This window comes from Tumidithrix elongata BACA0141, from assembly GCF_036349135.1.
Classification (GTDB): Bacteria; Cyanobacteriota; Cyanobacteriia; order Pseudanabaenales; family Pseudanabaenaceae; genus Tumidithrix; species Tumidithrix elongata.
In genome coordinates this window covers 1-19,252 of record NZ_JAZBJZ010000036.1, presented here as the reverse complement: position 1 = coordinate 19,252, position 19,252 = coordinate 1, and the positions used below count along the sequence as shown (strand labels likewise).

Here is a 19,252-nt window from a genome sequence, read left to right as displayed (position 1 = left end):
CCTTAAGGATTGGATTTTTTTGAGACTAAAAGACTCTGGACAATTGCTAAGAGCTGTTTTAATCTTACGGGTTTTGATAAATACTCATTCGCCCCTGCTGCCAGACATCTTTCGCGATCGCTAGATTTTGCCAAAGCCGTGAGCGCAATAATGGGAATGCCTGCAAGTTGAGAATTGGTGCGGATCTGACGAATCGCCTCTAACCCATCCATTTTTGGCATTTGAATATCCATCAAAATGAGGTCTGGCATTTGGCTAGTAGCTAACTCAATGGCTTCCAGTCCGTTCTCTGCCAAAATAATTTTGTAGCCTCGGCTTAGCAGATAGTTAGAGAAGGTTTCTACACTGGCAAGATTATCTTCTGCTAGCAAAATCAAATAGTCAGAGGGTTGATGGGTTTCAGCAAGATCGACCTGTGGTGAGTCGGTAGATGGAATTGCTGAAGTGAATTGCTCCATATTCCTGTTGTAGGGTAAGCATACTGAAAAGCAACTTCCTTGCCCGACGACACTGCGCACTGTAACGTCGCCCCCATGTAGGTTTGCAATCTGTTTTACTAGGGTCAATCCCAACCCCGTCCCTGAATATTGACGGCTCAAACTACTGTCGATCTGCACAAAGGGCTTAAACAATTTGCCAATATCCTTAGCAGCAATGCCAATGCCCGTATCAATGACCGAAAAACGGATAGCATGGGGAAATTTAGCTGAGGGAATCAAGCAAGCCTCATGATTTTCTTCCCCAGAGGTTTCGCTCCTGACCTCCAGTCTGATTTCTCCGTCTGGGGGGGTAAATTTAACGGCATTACTCAGTAGGTTAATCAACATCTGCCGCATTCGGCGTTCGTCAACCTGTATTCTTGCCAAATCAGGCTGGATATTGAGGTTCAGGCGAATATTTTTCTTAAATGCCAGTTGCTTGACAAAGGTAATACTTGAATCGCAGAGATGCTTGACTGAAACAGAAGAGAGTTCAAGCTCTAGTTTGCCTGCCTCAATCTTTGAGACATCTAAAATGTCCGAAATTAATTCCAATAAGTGCCTACCACTTTTTTCTATGGTGTCGATCGCGTGATTTTGGCGTTGATTGATTTCACCATATACAGCGTCTTGCAATCCTTCTGACATCCCCAAGATCGCGTTGAGCGGCGTGCGCAGTTCGTGGCTCATGTTAGCGAGAAATTCGTCTTTGAGGCGAGTAGCGCGGGCAAGTTCGATATTGGCAAGAACAAGCCGTTCGTTTGCCTCTCGCACTTGGGCTTCTGCGATTTTGCGATCGCTGATATCGCGGACAGTAACTAATACTTCATCTTTGCCACAGGGAGTTACGCGTACCTCTTCGTATTCCAACTGATTGTATTTCTGGACTTGGTGCTCGTAGATTTGGGTTTCTCCCGTAGCGAGAGCTTGCTCAAACACGGCTAACTGCTCCGCAAGCGCTTGGGGCGTTAGAACCTCGGAAAGGTGATGTTCGATCGGTATAAAGGTTGTTTTTACGGGAGTAGAAGGCATCATACAGTCGATACAAGTGCCATCTCGTTTTAGTCTCAAGAGCAGATCGGGCAGAGCGCTGAGAATCTCTTGTTTACGGGCTTCGCTTTCGATTAGCTCTGCCGTTCGTTCTTTAACTCTTTGTTCGAGTTCTTGATTGAGCTGTCGTAGAGCTTCCTCAATAGCCTTGAGTTTGGTAACATCTCTTCCCACAATTACAATTCCTTTACGGCTGCCATCAGGATTAAATAGTGGCACTTTCGTAACATCCATAATTTTGATGGAACCATCGTGTTGCGGAATTCTTTCCTCGATATAATTAATTGCCCCACTCCGCCAAGTCAGCTCATCCGATCGCCCGCAATCGATTAAGGCATCATGATAAAGTTGACTATGTTTGGCTAACTCTGCATCTGTTTTCCCTAAGTACTCCACGCCTGACAACTGGAATAGTCTTAGTCCGGGGTCATTACAGACCAGCCACCTGCCTTGGGCATCTTTTAAGTAAATTGAATCAGGAATCGCGTCAATCAAGGTACTGAGCCAATAGGTTTGGTTTTGGAGGGCTTTTTCTATGCGATCGCGTTCGGCTTCGAGCCGTTTTCTCTCGCTAATATCCTGAGCTAGAGCGATGTCATAAAGAGGTTTCCCTTCTTGGTCTCGCACGAGGGAAATGCTTAACGATACCCAGATCGCCTGACCATTTTTGTGAAGATATCTTTTCTCTAGATGAAAACTGTTAATCTCAGCACTTAGCAGTTGTTGGTAATAGGTAAGATCGGCTTCTAGGTCATCTGGATAGGTGATTTCTTGAAATGTTAGTGATAATAGTTCAGCTTCAGAGTAACCTAGTATTTTGCAGAGATAGGGATTGACTGCTAAAAACTTTCCCTCTGGCGAAGCAAAGGATATCCCGATCGCGGCTGTTTCAAACATGTTTCGAAAACGCGCTTCACTTTGGCGTAGGGTTTCCTCAGCCATTTTGCGATCGCTGATATTCCGAATAATCGATAATACTTCGCTGTTATTAACCTTAACAATCTGTACTTCCTCATACTGAAGCCGATCGCCAATTTTATTTTGCTGTTCAAAATGCTGCACTTCTCCTGTCGCCAAGGCTCGTTCGATCAGGTGCAACTTACGCTGAGCCACATCAAGGGGTAAAAGCTCTGAAAGATGTTTGCCAATTGGGTCGCAACCATCTGGCACCAAATCAGCCACGCAGTTCGTTGAGAAGATCTCCAAATAGATACCTTCTGAACTAACGCGATGAATTAAGTCGGGAATTGCACCTAAAAGCGCTTGCTTCTGTAATTCGTTCTGGTGCAGTGCATTTTCTATCTCTATTTTGGACTGAAGTGCCGCAGCAAGTTCCTGCTCTAGCTCGAAATTATGAATCTGTAAGAATTCCGAGCGATCGCTTTCAGAAGAAACACTAGAAGTTTCTGGTCGCGAGATCGCATTCAAGAGGCTAGCTTGCGAAATATTACCCCGCAACTCGCCGCGATCGCTCACTAACGGCAAATGGCTAATATGATGGCTTTGGAAGAGACTGAGAGGTATGGATATGTCGGTAAATTCTGACTCTCGCAAAGTGATAGGGGAAGGTTCGATCGCGTCTGAGATTGAGATTTCTGCCAAATTTTGCCCAGATCTGCAAAGACGGATCGCATCTGTTGCTGTAAAAATGCCTACGAGATGCCGATCTGCCTCCACGACCAGTACTCCCGATGAATTATCCCTATCATCGATCGAAGCGATCGCATCCATAGCACTAGCAGTTGAAGCGATCGTCGGTGGGTTGCGATCGATCGCCAAGTTTAGGTCAATTTGGACAAGATTGATGTCTGACATAGGCTCTAACGGGACATTTTTCTTGAGTCATGAATGTCCAAAAATAGTTGTTTTTCAAACCGACGATGACGATCGCCCCTCTCCTTAAAGCAGTATAGCTCACAAAAAAACTTACCCAACCAAAGTTAACAAAAATAATTCAGTATATTTTTAGCAATTAAACAAAAACCTAAATGTATCTTCACTTCCATAACATCTCGCCCCCCTTCGTAATGCCTTAATCTGTAATGAATCGTGATACGATATTGTGAACTTCAATCTGTTTTTACCCAAGTATTAAGAGAATGAATTTAAATGGCTAAAAACCCATACTAGGCTACCTTAATGGTGCAATCTAGAGGTTAACGAAACATGGGAAAACCCCGCAGTAGAATTACTAATTATGCCTCTTAGTCTATGGTTCAAGAGCAGCCAAGTTATTTAAACAGAGCGGATTTAGAGTTTCCAGGTGGACCGTTACCTCTTAACTCACATCTTTATATCGATCGACCTCCATTGGAAGAACTTGTCTGTCAGGAAGTTCAAAAGCCAGGAAGTATTATCCGCATTCAAGCACCTCGTAAAATGGGCAAGAGTTCGTTGCTCGCCCGACTAATTGACCATGCTGAAATACAAGGCTATAAGGTTGCTCGATTAGACTTTCAGGAAGCTGATGAATCCATCTTTAGTAGTTTAGACAAATTTCTGCGCTGGTTTAGTCTGAATATCAGTCGGCGGTTACGTTTAAAACCTCAATTGGATAACTATTGGGATGATGAAATCGGTAGTAAGGTCAGTTGCACCTATTATTTTGAAGATTACCTGCTCGAACAGGTAGATACTCCCCTTGTTCTAGCCTTAAACGAAGTCAATCTGATCTTTGAGTATCCTGAGATTGCCAAGGAATTTCTGCCATTATTGCGCTTTTGGCACGAGCAGGCCAAGCAAGTAGAAGCCTTTCAGAACTTACGCTTGATTATCGTGCATTCTACTGATATTTACGTGCCACTCAAGATTCATCAATCCCCTTTTAATGTTGGGTTACCAGTTAGACTTCCTGAGTTTAGCTTGATACAGGTTCGGGAATTAGGAGAACGTTTTGGCTTCGATGGCTCAAACGTATTGGAAACCAAGCAATTGGAATCCCTATTGGATATGGTGGGAGGGAGTCCCTACCATTTATCGCTAGTATTCTATTATCTAAAATGCGAAGAACTATCCCTAGAACAAATCGTCCAAACTGCCCCTACTCTTACGGGAATCTTTGGTTCGCATCTCCAAGATCTGCTATTTAGGCTGCAACAGGATATCGCCCTGCAAAAAGCATTAGAACAGGCGATCGCATCCAATACACCCATAGAATTAGATGCCAACATTGCTTATAAGCTCAATAGCTTGGGGGTAATGAAACTGCATGGCAATCGTGCCACCTTTAGCTGCGAACTCTATCGACAATTCTTTCATACGCAGTTGTCGGGAAAATCGTCGGACGATGCCTTATCGGTTAGCATTGCTCGATTAAAAGCCTTAGAAGCCGAAAATTTACAGCTAAAGAGTCTGGTGGATACGGATGCACTGACCCAAATTGCCAATCGCCGCCATTTCGATCGCTATCTTGTCATGAATTTATTACAGGCCGTGCGGACAAAAACTCCGATCGGCCTAATTTTGATAGATATCGACGACTTTAAAGCCTACAACGATACCTACGGGCATCCTGCGGGGGATGATTGCTTGTTTCGGGTTGCCAGTGCCATTCATAACTGCCTCAAGCGTCCAGGGGATCTGGCAGCACGCTATGGCGGTGAGGAATTTGCCGTGATTTTACCTCAAACGGATACCGATGGCGCTGTCAAAATCGCCGAAGTAATTCGGCAAGCGATTCGGAACCTAGCCATTCCCCATGCCAATTCTAGAGTGGGTTCGGGCATCGTTACTTCGAGTTTGGGCATCATCAGTGCCATTCCCCATGCCGAAAGCGATCGCCATAGCTTACTTTTAGCAGCGGATGAAGCCCTTTATCAAGCCAAGCAACAGGGGCGCGATCGCTTGGTACTTGCTAACCTTCATCCCGAGCATACATCTGAAGATGACGAGACTTGGGATCATATTCTCACGCAACTTGATGAAATTGAACGACGAACGGAAGAAAACTAGGATAGAAAGATTGGCGTGATAGAGAGTAAGCGATCAGTGAGGCAAATCGATGTATTACCAGGTGGGTGGAAGTCTAACCAGTAACAATCACAGCTATATAACTCGACAGTCCGATCTCGACCTTTACGAAGCACTCAAACAAGATGAATTCTGCTTTGTACTCAATTCGCGTCAGATGGGAAAATCATCGTTACTCGTTCGCACCCGTCACCGTCTTCAACAGGAGGGCTATGCCTGTACGGTTGTGGATATGACCAATATTGGTAGCGACAATATTACGCCATTGCAATGGTACAAAGGTATTGTCACTGACCTATGGCGAGGGTTTAAACCATTACGAAAATTCGATTTAAAGACTTGGTGGAATGATGAGAGCGATCTCTCCCTATTGCAGCGCTTAAGTCGATTTATTGATGATGTCCTACTCAATGAAATACCCGACCAAAAGATCGTTATCTTTATTGACGAAATCGATAGCATTCTCAGTCTGCCTTTTCCCGTGGATGATTTTTTTGCCTTTATCCGTTTTTGCTATAACCAACGTGCGATCGCGCCAGAATATAAGCGCATCAACTTTGCCATCTTTGGTGTGGCGACTCCCGGCGATTTAATTCGCGATCGTAAGCGCACTGCCTTTAATTTGGGCAAAGCGATCGCCTTGAGCGGATTCACCCTAGAGGAATCGCAACCCCTAGCGCAGGGATTGGTGGTACAGGAAGGAAATGCCCAGATCGTACTTCAGGAAATCTTAAATTGGACGGGAGGGCAGCCCTTTTTAACGCAAAAGTTATGCCAGCTTGCGATCGGCTACAGTCAAGATGCCGTTAGCGGGCAGCTTACCATTCCCCCTGGTACTGAGGCCTATTGGGTTGAGAATATGGTGAGAGAGAGATTGCTTAAATCGTGGGAATCTCAAGACGAACCCGAACATTTGAGGACGATTCGCAATCGCATTCTCAACCATCGCGAATTTTCGGGGCGACTGTTGGGAATTTATCAGCAGGTACTGCAATCTAGCACGAGTAAATCACCTGCCGTTCCTGCCGATGATAGCCGCGAACAAGTCGAACTAATCCTATCGGGCTTAATCATCAAAGATGGCGGTCATCTTTGTGTTAAAAATCGCATATATGCGGAAGTATTCAATCTCGATTGGGTTCAGCAGCAACTGAACAACCTGCGCCCCTATTCTCAAATGCTAGATCGCTGGGTACTCTCCGATCGCCAAGATGAATCGCGGTTGTTACGCGGTCAGGCACTGCGGGAAGCGCAAGCATGGGCTCATGGAAGATGGTTGAGCGATTTGGATTATCAATTTATTGCCTCTTCGGTGGAGAGCGATCGCCATCAAGTCCAACAGGCATTGGAGGCAGAAAGAACTGAGGCCGTGGAAGCACAACTGATTGCAGTGAAAAAAAACATGCGTTTGCAACGATGGTTTTTAGGCACAGTTAGCCTCGCCCTACTGGCTACTGTGGGCTTGGGGATTGCGACCTTTCTGCAATATCGCCAAGCTCGCCAGAGTGGGGACGAAGCCAAAATTAGCGCCGTTAAAGCTCGAACGAGTGAGGTTGAAGCCTTAATCTCTTCCGCTTCAGGGAATTTTGATTCCCATCGTCAGCTAGAAGCTTTACTCCAAGCACTTGAGGCGAGAACCAAACTTAAAAATGTAGGAATTCCCGATCTCGAACTAACTCAAAAAGTCCAAACTATCTTACGAAAAATTGTAGATGGCATTACCGAGACTAACATCCTATCTGTGGGTGTGGGTGTTAGGGATGTGGCGATCGCCCCCAATGGAAAACGAATTGCCACGGCTAGCGTAGATGGCAGAGTTCAACTATGGCAGCCTGATGGCAAACTTATCAAGGATTTGCTAGGACATCAAGGAATCGTCTATTCTGTGAAATTTAATCGCGAGGGCACGCTGATTGCCACAGCCTCAGCGGATAAGACCATAAAACTTTGGCGACCCGACGGTACGCTTGTGAGAACGATTAATGGCGATTTTCCTTTCCAAAAAGTTGAGTTTAACCCCAATGGACAACAGCTTATTTCCATCAATAGCGATCGCAAGACCCAACTATGGGATATCAATGGAACGCTAGTTAAGGAACTACCACCAAGCTTATTAGCTACATTCAGTCCAGATGGACAATTTATCCTTTCGATTGCGCCTATTTTGCCCAGCCGCAAACGCGGATTGCAAACCACTGACCCTGCCGCTCAAGTTGAATCGTCGGACGAACCAACGCCACCACCGAACACCAGACTGATGCGAACCGATGGCAGCTCGATCGCGGAGTTCCCTACAGAAAGAGGCCCGATTTTTGCGATCGCATTCAGTCCCAATAGCCAAACCTTTGCAACGGCTTCTGTGGATGGCAATGTGAGTATCTGGGATATGAATGGCAAACGGTTAAAACAATTTATCGGCCATGAATCGAAGGTACAAGCGATCGCTTTTAGTCCTGATGGCAAATGGATGGCAACCAGCGGCGCGGACAAAACGTTGCGCCTGTGGCAGGTAGAAGGGGGCTTAGATAAAAGCTTTTACGGACACCAAGCCAACATTCAAGGTCTTGCTTTTAGTCCCGATGGTCAATGGTTGGCTTCTGCCTCTGATGATGGCACGGCAAGGTTTTGGCAACCCCATCGCCCCTTATGGGATATCCTCTCCAGTCACTCAGATGTGATTCTCCGTATCGCATTCGCACCAGATAATTCCCAGTTGCTCTCTGTCTCTGTGGATATGCGGATGAACTTCTGGCAGCGCGAAACGGGGGGAGATTTTAATCTCAAGCCCCATCAAGAGTTTATTAATTGGATGGCAATTTCGGGTTTAGCCTTTAGCCCTGATGGCAAGCAAATTGCGATGGCATTTCGAGAAGGGAAAGTTGAAGTTCGGCGACGCGATGGTTCGATTCAACAGCTTGATGCCAAAATTGGCTTGAGAGGAGCAGCTTTCAGTCCTGATGGCAAGGCGATCGCGGCGGGGAGTATCGATAATACGGTTAAACTTTGGACTAGAGATGATTCAGGACAGTTTATCGATCTTCCTAGGGTACTTTTAGGGCATCAAGGTGCTGTCAACAGTGTAGCCTTTAGTCCCGATGGCAAACTGATATTGTCTGGTTCGGGAGATAAGACCATTAAACTTTGGAATCCAGATGGTACTTTACTTAAAACATTGACCGAGCATAAGGCTGGCGTTACCTCCGTGAAGTTCAGCCCCAATGGCGATTGGATCGCCTCTGCCTCTAGTGATAATACGATTAAGCTCTGGCGAAAAGATGGGACTTTCGTGAGAACGTTCAGCGATCGCGCTACAGGTTTAACCAACACCAGCCACGCAGCCAGCGTGACAGATGTGGGATTTAGTCCCGACGGTCAGCAACTCGCATCTGCCTCTTACGATGGAACGGTTAAGGTTTGGCAACTTGATGGCACGCTGGTGAGAACGCTCACAGAACATGAGGGTACGGTAGAAACTGTTGCCTTTAGCCCTGATGGCAAAGCGATCGCTTCGGCTGGCACCGATCGCCGCGTCATCGTGTGGCATCTGGACAAGATTTCGCAACTCGATGAATATACCTTTGCCTGCAATTGGGTGCGAAATTATTTAAAAAACAGTAGTGCGGTAACGCAAAAAGAGCGCGACCTGCTTTGCAAAGATATTCCCTAGAGCCAGAAAGATTTCGGCGAAATATAAACCTTACTAAGCCACGAATATCTTTAATTCGGCAAATAAAGCCAATTTGGAAGAACATGCAAAATATTGCTATTGCATAATACATAAAATGTGATATAATCTCGCCCAACTTTCGCTTCGCGATCGCTCCCACACAGTTAGTAGGCTCATTCACGCCAACGGCATTGATTTTTATGTTGAGAAAACACCTTACTCCGCTATCTATTGCATTTTCCTTGGGGTTAGCATCACTATCCTGCGGTATCGCTACCCCTGCGATCGCGCAAAATTCTTCATCTTTCCCTGATGATGCTGCATTAGTACCGACCACAACCCCTACACCATCAACATCATCAACACCAACGGCTTATACGCCATCTAGTCAATACATTGTTTACCTAGCTAACGTAAACCCTACAGTCATGCCACAGGTTAAGGCGATCGCGCCCGACGCCTTTTTTAGCCGTTTAGATTCTGGTCAGAAGGTGCTGCAGATTGGTCGGTTTAATAATATGAACTTAGCCCAAAAAAAAGCCGATCAACTTAGACAAGCAGGTCTATCTCCTGAGGTTAAACCTGTATCGACAAAATTTGCCAGTGCGCTTCCAACAGTTCCTTCCGCAGTTCCTGTAGCAACAACGCCTAAATCGACAACTCCTGTGGTTTCTGCGCCACTTCCCAATACATTACCATCGGTTCCAACTACACCTAGCATTCCATCTTCAATACCTACCGATCCCAACAACACGGGTGGTATGCAGCAGATCGCCAACGTACAACCCATTCAAATTGAAAATAGTAATGTGCTTCCTGGCGTACCTACGACGAGCATAGACCAGCAAACAGGTGGAACCATTGAAATCAATCGTTCAGTGCAGCCAATTCCTGTTACGCCAGTCCCCACTACGTTACCTCCAACCGCAGCGATCGACCCTACTCCCACGGCTATTCCTAATCCATATCGCTACTTTGTGATTATTCCGACCACTTCCTATGTGGTTTTACAACGGGCTAAGATGGTTTCTCCGAATGCTCAAGTGAGAACCTCTAATCGCGGGCCATACATTGAAGTGCAAGGCTATCCCGATCGCACAGGTGCGGAAGCATTAAATGCGGCGATGAGAAAACAGGGCTTTGATTCCAGAGTGGCTTTTTTCTAATTTGATGTAGGCTGAATCAACCCATATTCCACAGATAGAGGCATCAAAATAACGTCAGTTCGGGATAAGAAAACCTGAAACGCTATACATCCCAAGGATTCCCCCCAGCCCCCCTTGAAAAAAGGGGGGAGAACTTACTTGTCCCCCTTTTTCAAGGGGGATGCCCTATCGGGCAGGGGGATCAAACCGTTCGGTTCCAGCAAGTCGGCTTGATTTGTTCCGAAATCCTTAACCCAAACTCAGGTAAAATATTGTTTTTTGTGATTCCTATAAGCCTGAAGAATGTGGGTTTAGTCCGTTTGCGATCGCCACAAACCGATCGGGATCGATCGCAAATAGAGCGGGGCGTTCTGCTGTTGGCTGAATCATCCCTGCCATAAAGTCTACCTGCCAGCGTTGAGCGAGTTGGGGTGGCAAGGTCATTAACTTATCTTGAGAAAGTCTGAGGAGCCCAGGCTGAGAATTACTGGGCAGAGACGCCATCACACCATCACCAGATTGGATCACGAAAAGAGATGGTTGCTCTGCAACCGCCGAACCGCCTAGCACTAGAGGAGCAGCAGGTTTGACAGGTTCTTTGCCAAACAACAATCTTCCCGCATCGACGATTGGAATGGATTTCCCTTCAAATGTCACTTTGGGTAATATTTTATTCTCAAGGGGCAGGACGCGATAGATAGCCGTCACAGGCAATACAAACCAGGCAGCTCGCAGACGAAACGCAACATACTGTTGTGAAACCTGAGCTTGGCGGTCAGAGGCGCGGCGCGATCGCAAAGAGGAGAGTGAAGCCATAATAATTAGCTTTGAGAAGATGAACTAGATGAAACTGAAATCGTGAGTTGAGACAATGTACGTAATAAATCTTGCTCTTTAAAGGGCTTAGAAAAATAGCCAGATGCGCCCAGCCGCATCGCCAGATCGCGGTGCTTAGCGCCACTACGTGAGGTCAGCATGATCACCGGGATATCTTTACTGGCATCGTGAGCGCGGGACTGGGCTAAGAACCCAAACCCATCTAACCTCGGCATCTCAATATCGCAGACCACAGCGCGGACATTGGTTCCAGCCAGTAGCTTTTCGATCGCCTCTTGACCATCTTTTGCCTGTTCGACCCGAAATCCTGCTTTTTCGAGGGTCATAGCAAGGAAGCGACGAACATTAATCGAGTCGTCAACAACCATCACGGTGGTGCGGCGATCGCGCTTGCCAAAAAACAGCGATTGAGTCTGTCTAGGCACGGCATCTGTAGAGAACGACCATTCCAGTAGTTTATCTAGATCGAGCAAAGGCACGATCCGTCCACCGCCTAAAATTGCACAACCAGAAAAGCCCTCTGGCAGAGGGAGATGTCCCTGCACCGTGCGGGTTGTGACCTCTTGTTCGCCCCAGTAGCGATCGACTTGGAAGGCAAAGGGGATGTTATTAGGAGCTGTAACCAAGGCGAGGGGCTCATCAATAATGGGCTCGATAATGCTGTCGATCTGCTGTTGGGGTCGGGCAAAATTTAAGCGATCGCGCAGGCGTAAAAGTGGAACGGCGTAGCCTTCCCAATCGAATACTTCTTGCGTTTTGCCATTCATAGTTTGGGGATTAGGCGTAATTTCTAGCGATCGGAGGAGTAGCATTTCCTCGATCGCACTGGTGGGAATTGCCATCATTAAGCCGCTACTCTCAACCAAGAGTACGCGGGCGATCGACAGCGACATCGGAATGGTCAGGACAAATACGGTACCTTTCCCTAGTACGGACTCCACAATCACATTGCCACCAATCGATCGCAGGTTGGAACGCACGATATCCATACCTACGCCACGCCCTGAGAGGGTTGTGACGCGATCGGCGGTACTAAATCCTGGCTCAAAAATTAAATCGAATAGGTCGGAGTCACTGGCGCGATCGACTTCGGTTTGGCTCAATCCCATTTCCAAGGCTTTCGCTCGGACTTTGGTGAGATCGATGCCGCCACCATCATCGCCGATCGTAATTACGATCTGATTACCACGGTAGCCTGCCGCGATTTCGATTTTGCCTTTGGGGGGCTTGCCGCGTTTGACACGGGTGTCAGGGTCTTCAATACCGTGGTCGAAGGCATTGCGAACTAGATGTAATAATGGCGCTTCGAGCACTTCCAAGATCGAGCGCTCGACGAGGGTGGAACTCCCGCGCACGAAAAGTTCTACTTGCTTGCCATGCGCCAAGGATAATTCTCGTAACATGCGGGGAAATCGACTGAGAACGTCATCTAACAGACGCATGCGTACTTGAGCGATCGCTTTTTGCAGTTGAACGGCGGCGCGTCCCAGTTCGCGTTCTGTTCCTTCGGTATCGCTAAGAGCCGTATCGATGTCACCAAAAACTTCTTGGAGTTGCACGATGCTGTCCATGATTTCGCGAGAGAGTAGATGCATTTCGCTATAGCGATCCATCTCAAGTAGGTCAAACCGATTGGCAAAGCTCGAAGAATCCTCACTTTCACTGCTCCTGAAGCTCCTGAGCCGATCGCGCTCAGAAACTGCAACCAGTGGCTCATAGGAGGTGGCAACGCGATCGTAGGTCTCCCGTAGTTGGGTATTGGACTGCTCCAGACCATTGACACGTAAACCAAATAACTGCACCAAATCGCGCATTCTTTGCAGTTGCAAACGCATACTGCTACGCTCGGCATTGAGTCCGCCAATTTGATTGGTAAGGGTTTTGAGATATCTCACGGGAATGCGCACAGTGGCTTCATCGGAGTCATCGCCGATTGTGGTGGGTTCAGTTGGTAGCTGTGGTGCGAGTTGGGGTGACGGAACCTCAATCTTCTCGGCTTGATTGGGTATCGCTAAATTCTCTGATTGCTTAACCTCTAACTTCTCAACTTCCGACTTCTCAACTTCTGTCTTCTCAGCTTCTATTAGCGTTCGATCGCTCAGAGGGGATATGAAAAACTGAGATGGCAGGAGGGCAAATTGGCTAACCAATACTAGGGCTTGCGATCGCCGCCAAATATCTAAAGCCGCCACTGCTACCTCATGCAGATCGTGGGTATTGGCTTCAAGCGTCTCAGTAATTTCATTACAGAGCGAGACAAAGGGAGGTAGGTCTAGAATCTCGCCCAAACAACCGAGTTCTTGGCTGGCGATCGCAAATTCTTCCCGCAGTACCTTCGTATCAGGATCGGCAATCACTCCTTCTAAGCGTTGCAGACAGGCATCTACCTCTGTCTCAAACATCAGGAGTCGCATATCCTGTCCTACTTCGGCAGAAAGAGCTGCAGTTTCATCTTGAGCGGACAGTTCGCCTAGCAGTTCTTGCAGTCGCGCAAAGGTTGGCAAAGCATTTTCCTCTAACCAGATCGGTTCGATCGCGATCTGTTGTTTGTTCTTGACCGCCACCTGCCCCATCGTGTCGAGCGCTTTTAGAAAAAGTCCCTCCACTTCGCCAGTAATTAACTCAGTTTTACCGACGCGCAGAACTTTAAATGAGTCCTCTAGGCGATGGGCAATCTCGCTGAGCGACTCAAACCCCATCATCGCAGCGCCTCCTTTGACCGAGTGCGCTGCGCGTAGCACCTTATCGATTGACTGTCGTTGCAAGCCGCGATCGCTCATCCCGATCACCTCCGATTCGATCTCATTTAGATAGTCGCGGGCTTCGTCAAGAAATTGCAATCGAATTTTCCACTCTTGCGCATCTACCATAGTTGGCTATCCTAATCTAAGCGATTTTGCTATCCATTCCCTTTGCATCAGAACATTATTCCTTTTTCCATGCCAGAGCGTTTTTGAGGATTTAAGTTTCCCCCCTCTACCCTGCGGGAAGTCGCTTCGCGGCTAGTGCAGGGGGGAATTAAGGGGGGGAATACACTCTAGGCTGAGTGAAGGTCAGCGATCGATGTCGAACTGAGTCGAAGCCTAGGCTTCAACCTTAAATGTTTCGACGGATGCTTGCAGTTGGTTAGCAACACCCACTGTGTCTTGTAGCGCTTCAGACACATCCCGCGAGGTTTTGGATGATTGGTGAGACATCGTAGCGAGATTTTGCATTAATGCTTTCACCGCCTCTGATGTCTGTACCTGAGACACAGTTGCCCCTGAGATACTTTGGAATAGCTCATTAACCTGCCGCGATACTTCCACAATCTGTCCGAGACTCTTTCGCGCTGATTCTACCTGTTGCGTACCAGCCACAACCTGCTCGGTGCTAGCTTCCATTGCTTCTACCACCTCACTGGTTTCTTGTTGAATATTGGAAACAATCCGTTCGATTTCCTTCGTAGCTGTAGCTGACTGTGTTGCCAAAGCACCCACTTCTTCGGCAACTACGGCAAAGCCTCTACCTTCTTCACCTGCTCTGGCTGCCTCAATACTGGCATTCACGGCAAGCATGTTGGTCTTGAGCGCAATCTGATCGATTAGCACGACCACTTTGGAAATCTGTTGTGAAGCTTCACCCAGTCGTTTCACCTTTTTCGCTGTTTCTGCCACGGTTTGCCGCAGTTGCAAGATACTTTCTGCCGATCGCTCGATCGCCTGACTGCCTGATTCTGCAGTATTTGCCGCCGTACTTGAAGCATCGGATGCCTTTTTGGCATTGCGTGCCACATCTTGAATCGATATGGTCATCTTTTCTACGGATTGCAGCGCATCGTCGAGTTGTTGGGCTTGGAGCATTGCACTTTCAGCCAGACCCCGAATCGCCACATCATTGGAACTGATCGAGGTATTCACTTTAGCCGTCGTCTGTTTTACCTGCGTTACAACATCCCGCAGGTTTTCGATAATCGCGTTAAAAAAGTCAGCAACAATCCCAATTTCATCATCGCTGATCTGAGCGCGAACCGTTAGATCTCCACTGGCAGCGCCTTCAACTTCGTTAAGTAGGCTGAAAAGATCGGACTGAATCTTTTGACTGCGTTGCTTTTCCAACTCGGTTACAGCCTTTTGCTCCAAAAGACCCAAACCGCCTAGGGCTTGCCCAATACTAAATGCCTTTTGCTTGAGAAGTTCGATTTCTGATTCTTGCCATTGATGTAGGTTGTTACAGTGATGGGCAATTAATAATGCAGTTAGCTCACCCGCACGGAAAATGGGAACGACAAGATTGGACTTGATCCGCAAGCGCTGCATCAATGCCAAATGATCGGGATGGAAGCCCGCATTATAGACGTCATTGTTTGCGACAATCCGTCCTTTTTGATAGGCTTCGATTAATACTTGACCGATGCAAGGATCGTGAAATTCTTCTGCTTTGGCACTGGGTAAACCTGGAATCGTTGATTCGGCATTGATTTCACCCGACCAATCGGGCTTGAACTGATAAACGACCAAGCGATCGCAATTTAGCTCTGCCCTGATTTCAGCCAAAAGCTGCTCAAAAGGCTCTACCAGCCCCATAATATCGCGCATTCTAGAAATGGTTGCCAAAATCCCTAGCTGTCTTGCTTCTCTCGTTTGCTGTTCTAACTGATTGGTTTGTTGCCCAACTAGATTAAAGAAAGAACTGGACAGGCGATCGATTTCATCGCTGTCTTTGGTCGAGTCGTTCGCGATATCGTCTGTGGCAGCCATTTTGTTACATTCATCCAAAATTGGTTGCAGCCGCTTGTTGAGATTTCGGACAAAGAGCAACACAATAATTGCTAGCAAAAGCGTCACACCAAGGGCACTGCTTAAGGTTGTGATCAGCACAGGCGTGTAAATGACAGATTCTGGAACGATCGCCAGAAAGAGCCAGTTTGTACTGGGCAACCGCTTGTAATAGATCAGATTGCCTCCAGATCGAATGGAACCTTCTTTCCCTTGTTTTAGCTGTGTTTCGATCGCGGCAAATTCGGGAATCTGTTTGAAATCGACCCGTTCGATCGCTCTTTGGAGATCGGGTGGGTATGCCAGCATCTTGCCTTCCTCACTGATTAAGGCAAAGTAACCTCTATCCTGATAGACCTTATCGTTGGTGAGACCCTCTGCGATCGTGGTAACGTTCACATCCGTACCAACTACCGCGATCAGTTTACCTTCGTCGTTCCTTACAGGCGCAAGGTAGGTTGTCATGGTAACGCCGTACCATGGATAGGTTTCAGTCCAGAGGGGTTTGTTTGCGGCAACGGGCTGTTTGTAGTAGTTTTGGGTAGGGTAATTATCATCTTTAAAAAGCTCTGAATAAAAGACTTTATCAAAAGGCGCAGGAAGGCGAGTCCCTTGTTGTTCTTTTTTCCCCTGATCGACATAGTAGTACGGCCAAAACCATTCCTGCTTTGGCAAAATCCCATAGGGAGTCTGACCAATACCAGCCGCCATTGCTAGGGCGGGGCGCTTATTGAAAAACTCAAACACTAAAGCCTTGTAAGCCTCTAGTCTTCTCTCTCCATTCCTATAGGTGAAACGGCTGGAGGCGGCTAAACTTTCAGTAAACTCTTTGACTTGATTAAGTTGGATTTCCACCTCAAAGGCTTGGATGTCAAGGGATGTTTTCACATCATTTACTGCGGCTTTCTCAATTCTCTGATAAAAAAGTATCGATATGCCACCAATTCCAACCAGAGCGCCGCTAAGTACCCAAACAAACAGACGAGAACCAAGAGACTTACGGCTAATCACATTTCTCTTGTTTACTCTAAAGTTGCGAGGGACTAAGGTAGGCCTTGGATCGGATAGATTTGCAGCACGATTACTGGCTCCATTCAGGTTTGAGGTTTGAGGCTCAGACTCTCTTTGTTTCGTAGATGACATAGGTTCTCTCCCTTTAAGTAATGAATTAAGCAGTAATGAACTAAGCAAGTAAATCAGGTTTTTGGAAGTTCTAAAATTATGCAGAATGAGATGTTATTTTTTCTGCATTAAGTACCCATAAATTTCCTTGAGATCTACTTACACAACCCTCCAAATAGGGCATTAAATTAGGCTCGACAATTCCATCGGGTGAGGAAATCTCTTCTAAGGTCAGTCGGATCACATCTTTTACTGCCTCCACAGCAATTCCTAACGGCTCTCCATCCGCCGATCTCAGAACTGCAATCTGATACTCTCGCGAACTCGGTTCCAATAGCCCTAACCCAAACAACTGGGGCAGATCGATCACCCAAAACACCATGCTGCGATGGGCGATCAAACCCAAGACATGCATGGACATATTGGGGAGTAAAGTCAAGCGATCTCTAGGTGCGACAAATGTTTCTTGCACCTGATGCAAGGGAACCGCCACAGTAAACTTTGGCTCCAACTGCAAAGTTAAATAGGGTAGTCCCGCTACTTCTAAAACTCGTTTTTCAGTTAATTCGATAACTTGGTTTGCCATCTATTCTTCTCCTGTTAGCGATCGCACGGCTTTCAATAACTCCTCTCGTTTAAAAGGTTTGGTGAGATAGATGTTAATGCCCTGCTTCAATCCCCACATTCGGTCTAACTCTGTATTTTTGGAAGTGCAAGCAATTACGGGCACTGTTTGTTCGCTCTTTTTAATGGCGCGACACAGTTCCAAGCCACTCATACCTGGCATGACTAAATCGGTAATTACAACTTGGGGCTTCAACTGCTCAAATTTCTGCAAGCCTTCTTGACCATCCACAGCACTGATTACCTGATACCCAGCTTCGCGTAGGTAATTGCTGACTAATTCCCGCGCTGAAGGTATATCATCAACTACCATCACTGTTATCATCTTTTTACCTTCTTGCTAATTAGCTAAATTTACTGGATTTACCCAAGAACCTATACAACGGAACGAACTGCCCGTAGGATATCTTCTCGCGTAAAGGGCTTAGTGATATAAACGTTAATCCCCTGTTTCATTCCCCACAATCGATCTAGCTCTTGATTTTTAGAAGTACAGGCAACAACGGGCACATCCTTTGTAGCTGGATTTTTTTTGAGATTGCGACAGAGTTCCAGTCCGCTCATATCGGGCATTACCAGATCGGTTAGCACCACATCCAGACTTTTACCTGCAATTTTTTTGAGAGCTTCCTGCCCATTACTCGCAGTAATCACTGTAAACCCAGCTTCGATCAGATAGCTCACAATTAGCTCTTGCTGGGAAGGCGTATCTTCAACTACGAGAACGGTCGTCATAATGATTTCGATCCTTTATTTTTAGTTTGTGAGATTTTTAACGAGTTGTTTAGATTAAATGTCGCATGACCATATTGAGCAGATCGGCGCGGGTAAAGGGTTTGGTAAGATAGTCAGTTGCCCCTGCCATTCTTGCCCTAGCGCGATCGAGCAAGCCTTTATGTCCAGTTACCATCACCACAGGCGTTTCCTTAAAAATATGGGTTTTGCGGATTAGCGTACAAAGTTGATAGCCATCGACATTGGGCATGCCAACATCGAGCAAAATCAAGTCTGGACGAATAGAAGCTAATTTCATCAATGCTTTGAGTGAGTCATTGATTAAAGAGACCTCATATTCTTCACCACCTAGTAAACGTTCGATCTCATTTAACATTGCCTGACTATCATCCACACAGGCAATCTTCCAAGTTTTCGCCTTTTCCTTAATTAAGGATTGGGTTATGCTGTCAAAATCTTGATCTTGGCTGACATTACTGCCTGCTGATTCCTCCTCTACAAAACTTTCTGCTTTTTTTTCTGGAGCTAACCGATGGAATCGCGGAAGCAAGTCAAAGGGCGAGACAGGATCTCGGAGTAAAACTGCGCCATCGCGAACCAATGGCAACAACTGCTTGGCAACGGCTAGATCGTCTCGACCAAGCATGGCTCCTAATTGCCGCAGATTAAATCCTTTAAGCATTCGCCCCAACCTTTGGACGGTATCAGCGGGCATTCGCTTTTCTGCGATGGTTTGGCTAACTAGATAGGGGCATTGATAGGGTGAAAACAGGGTTGGCCCCATCTCTTGCCAAGATTGCAAACGCTTGCTCACTAAGAGCGTGTTTGAGAAGTTTAGGGTAGAAAAAAAGCCCCCAAAGTTATAGG

Annotated in this window: 11 protein-coding genes; 3 read left to right on the top strand and 8 right to left on the bottom strand. The window is 46.7% G+C overall.

What is annotated here, in order from left to right; translation table 11 throughout:
- Positions 1–2: 2 nt before the first annotated feature.
- Positions 3–3,344 carry a PAS domain S-box protein gene (locus V2H45_RS10865; RefSeq protein ID WP_330483666.1) on the bottom strand — a complete coding sequence of 1,114 codons (3,342 nt, stop codon included), beginning with the start codon at positions 3,342–3,344 and terminating at the stop codon, positions 3–5.
- Between the two features lie 396 nt (positions 3,345–3,740).
- Between V2H45_RS10865 and V2H45_RS10860 the strand changes: the two genes are divergently transcribed.
- The 3 genes from V2H45_RS10860 to V2H45_RS10850 all read left to right on the top strand — a co-directional run bounded on the left by V2H45_RS10860 (position 3,741) and on the right by V2H45_RS10850 (position 10,331).
- Entirely contained in the window at positions 3,741–5,480 is a 1,740-nt protein-coding gene (locus V2H45_RS10860; RefSeq protein WP_330483665.1) for an AAA-like domain-containing protein, read from the top strand.
- Positions 5,481–5,529: 49 nt separating this feature from the next.
- Entirely contained in the window at positions 5,530–9,165 is a 3,636-nt protein-coding gene (locus V2H45_RS10855; RefSeq protein WP_330483664.1) for a WD40 domain-containing protein, read from the top strand.
- Positions 9,166–9,407: 242 nt separating this feature from the next.
- Positions 9,408–10,331, top strand: a complete 924-nt coding sequence (locus V2H45_RS10850) for a hypothetical protein (protein WP_330483663.1) — start codon at positions 9,408–9,410, stop codon at positions 10,329–10,331.
- Positions 10,332–10,598: 267 nt separating this feature from the next.
- Here V2H45_RS10850 and V2H45_RS10845 read toward each other — a convergent pair whose 3' ends face one another.
- From V2H45_RS10845 to V2H45_RS10815, 7 genes are all read right to left on the bottom strand, one after another.
- Positions 10,599–11,126: a chemotaxis protein CheW gene (locus tag V2H45_RS10845; RefSeq protein WP_330483662.1), complete on the bottom strand. Its 528-nt coding sequence runs from the start codon at positions 11,124–11,126 to the stop codon at positions 10,599–10,601.
- A 5-nt stretch (positions 11,127–11,131) separates the two neighbouring features.
- Positions 11,132–14,017 (bottom strand): hybrid sensor histidine kinase/response regulator, encoded by a 2,886-nt coding sequence (locus tag V2H45_RS10840; protein WP_330483661.1) that lies wholly within the window; start codon positions 14,015–14,017, stop codon positions 11,132–11,134.
- Positions 14,018–14,230: 213 nt separating this feature from the next.
- Positions 14,231–17,047, bottom strand: coding sequence for a methyl-accepting chemotaxis protein (locus tag V2H45_RS10835; protein WP_330483660.1), 2,817 nt, complete (start codon positions 17,045–17,047; stop codon positions 14,231–14,233).
- A gap of 76 nt (positions 17,048–17,123) precedes the next feature.
- Positions 17,124–17,612 carry a chemotaxis protein CheW gene (locus V2H45_RS10830; protein ID WP_330483659.1) on the bottom strand — a complete coding sequence of 163 codons (489 nt, stop codon included), beginning with the start codon at positions 17,610–17,612 and terminating at the stop codon, positions 17,124–17,126.
- A complete protein-coding gene (locus V2H45_RS10825) occupies positions 17,613–17,975 on the bottom strand; it encodes a response regulator transcription factor (protein ID WP_330483658.1) in 363 nt (120 codons plus the stop codon). It lies immediately after the preceding gene.
- Between the two features lie 50 nt (positions 17,976–18,025).
- A complete protein-coding gene (locus tag V2H45_RS10820; RefSeq protein ID WP_330483657.1) occupies positions 18,026–18,385 on the bottom strand; it encodes a response regulator in 360 nt (119 codons plus the stop codon).
- A 49-nt stretch (positions 18,386–18,434) separates the two neighbouring features.
- On the bottom strand, positions 18,435–19,252 hold an 818-nt coding region (locus tag V2H45_RS10815), incomplete at its 5' end, for a response regulator (protein ID WP_330483656.1).

Bases quoted from the DNA above. Each gene is read 5' to 3' on its own strand.
- V2H45_RS10845 (WP_330483662.1), bottom strand. From the start codon at position 11,126: ATGGCTTCACTCTCCTCTTTGCGATCGCGCCGCGCCTCTGACCGCCAA.
- V2H45_RS10825 (WP_330483658.1), bottom strand. From the start codon at position 17,975: ATGATAACAGTGATGGTAGTTGATGATATACCTTCAGCGCGGGAATTA.
- V2H45_RS10860 (WP_330483665.1), top strand. From the start codon at position 3,741: ATGGTTCAAGAGCAGCCAAGTTATTTAAACAGAGCGGATTTAGAGTTT.
- V2H45_RS10835 (WP_330483660.1), bottom strand. From the start codon at position 17,047: ATGTCATCTACGAAACAAAGAGAGTCTGAGCCTCAAACCTCAAACCTG.
- V2H45_RS10830 (WP_330483659.1), bottom strand. From the start codon at position 17,612: ATGGCAAACCAAGTTATCGAATTAACTGAAAAACGAGTTTTAGAAGTA.
- V2H45_RS10865 (WP_330483666.1), bottom strand. From the start codon at position 3,344: ATGTCAGACATCAATCTTGTCCAAATTGACCTAAACTTGGCGATCGAT.
- V2H45_RS10840 (WP_330483661.1), bottom strand. From the start codon at position 14,017: ATGGTAGATGCGCAAGAGTGGAAAATTCGATTGCAATTTCTTGACGAA.
- V2H45_RS10855 (WP_330483664.1), top strand. From the start codon at position 5,530: ATGTATTACCAGGTGGGTGGAAGTCTAACCAGTAACAATCACAGCTAT.
- V2H45_RS10820 (WP_330483657.1), bottom strand. From the start codon at position 18,385: ATGACGACCGTTCTCGTAGTTGAAGATACGCCTTCCCAGCAAGAGCTA.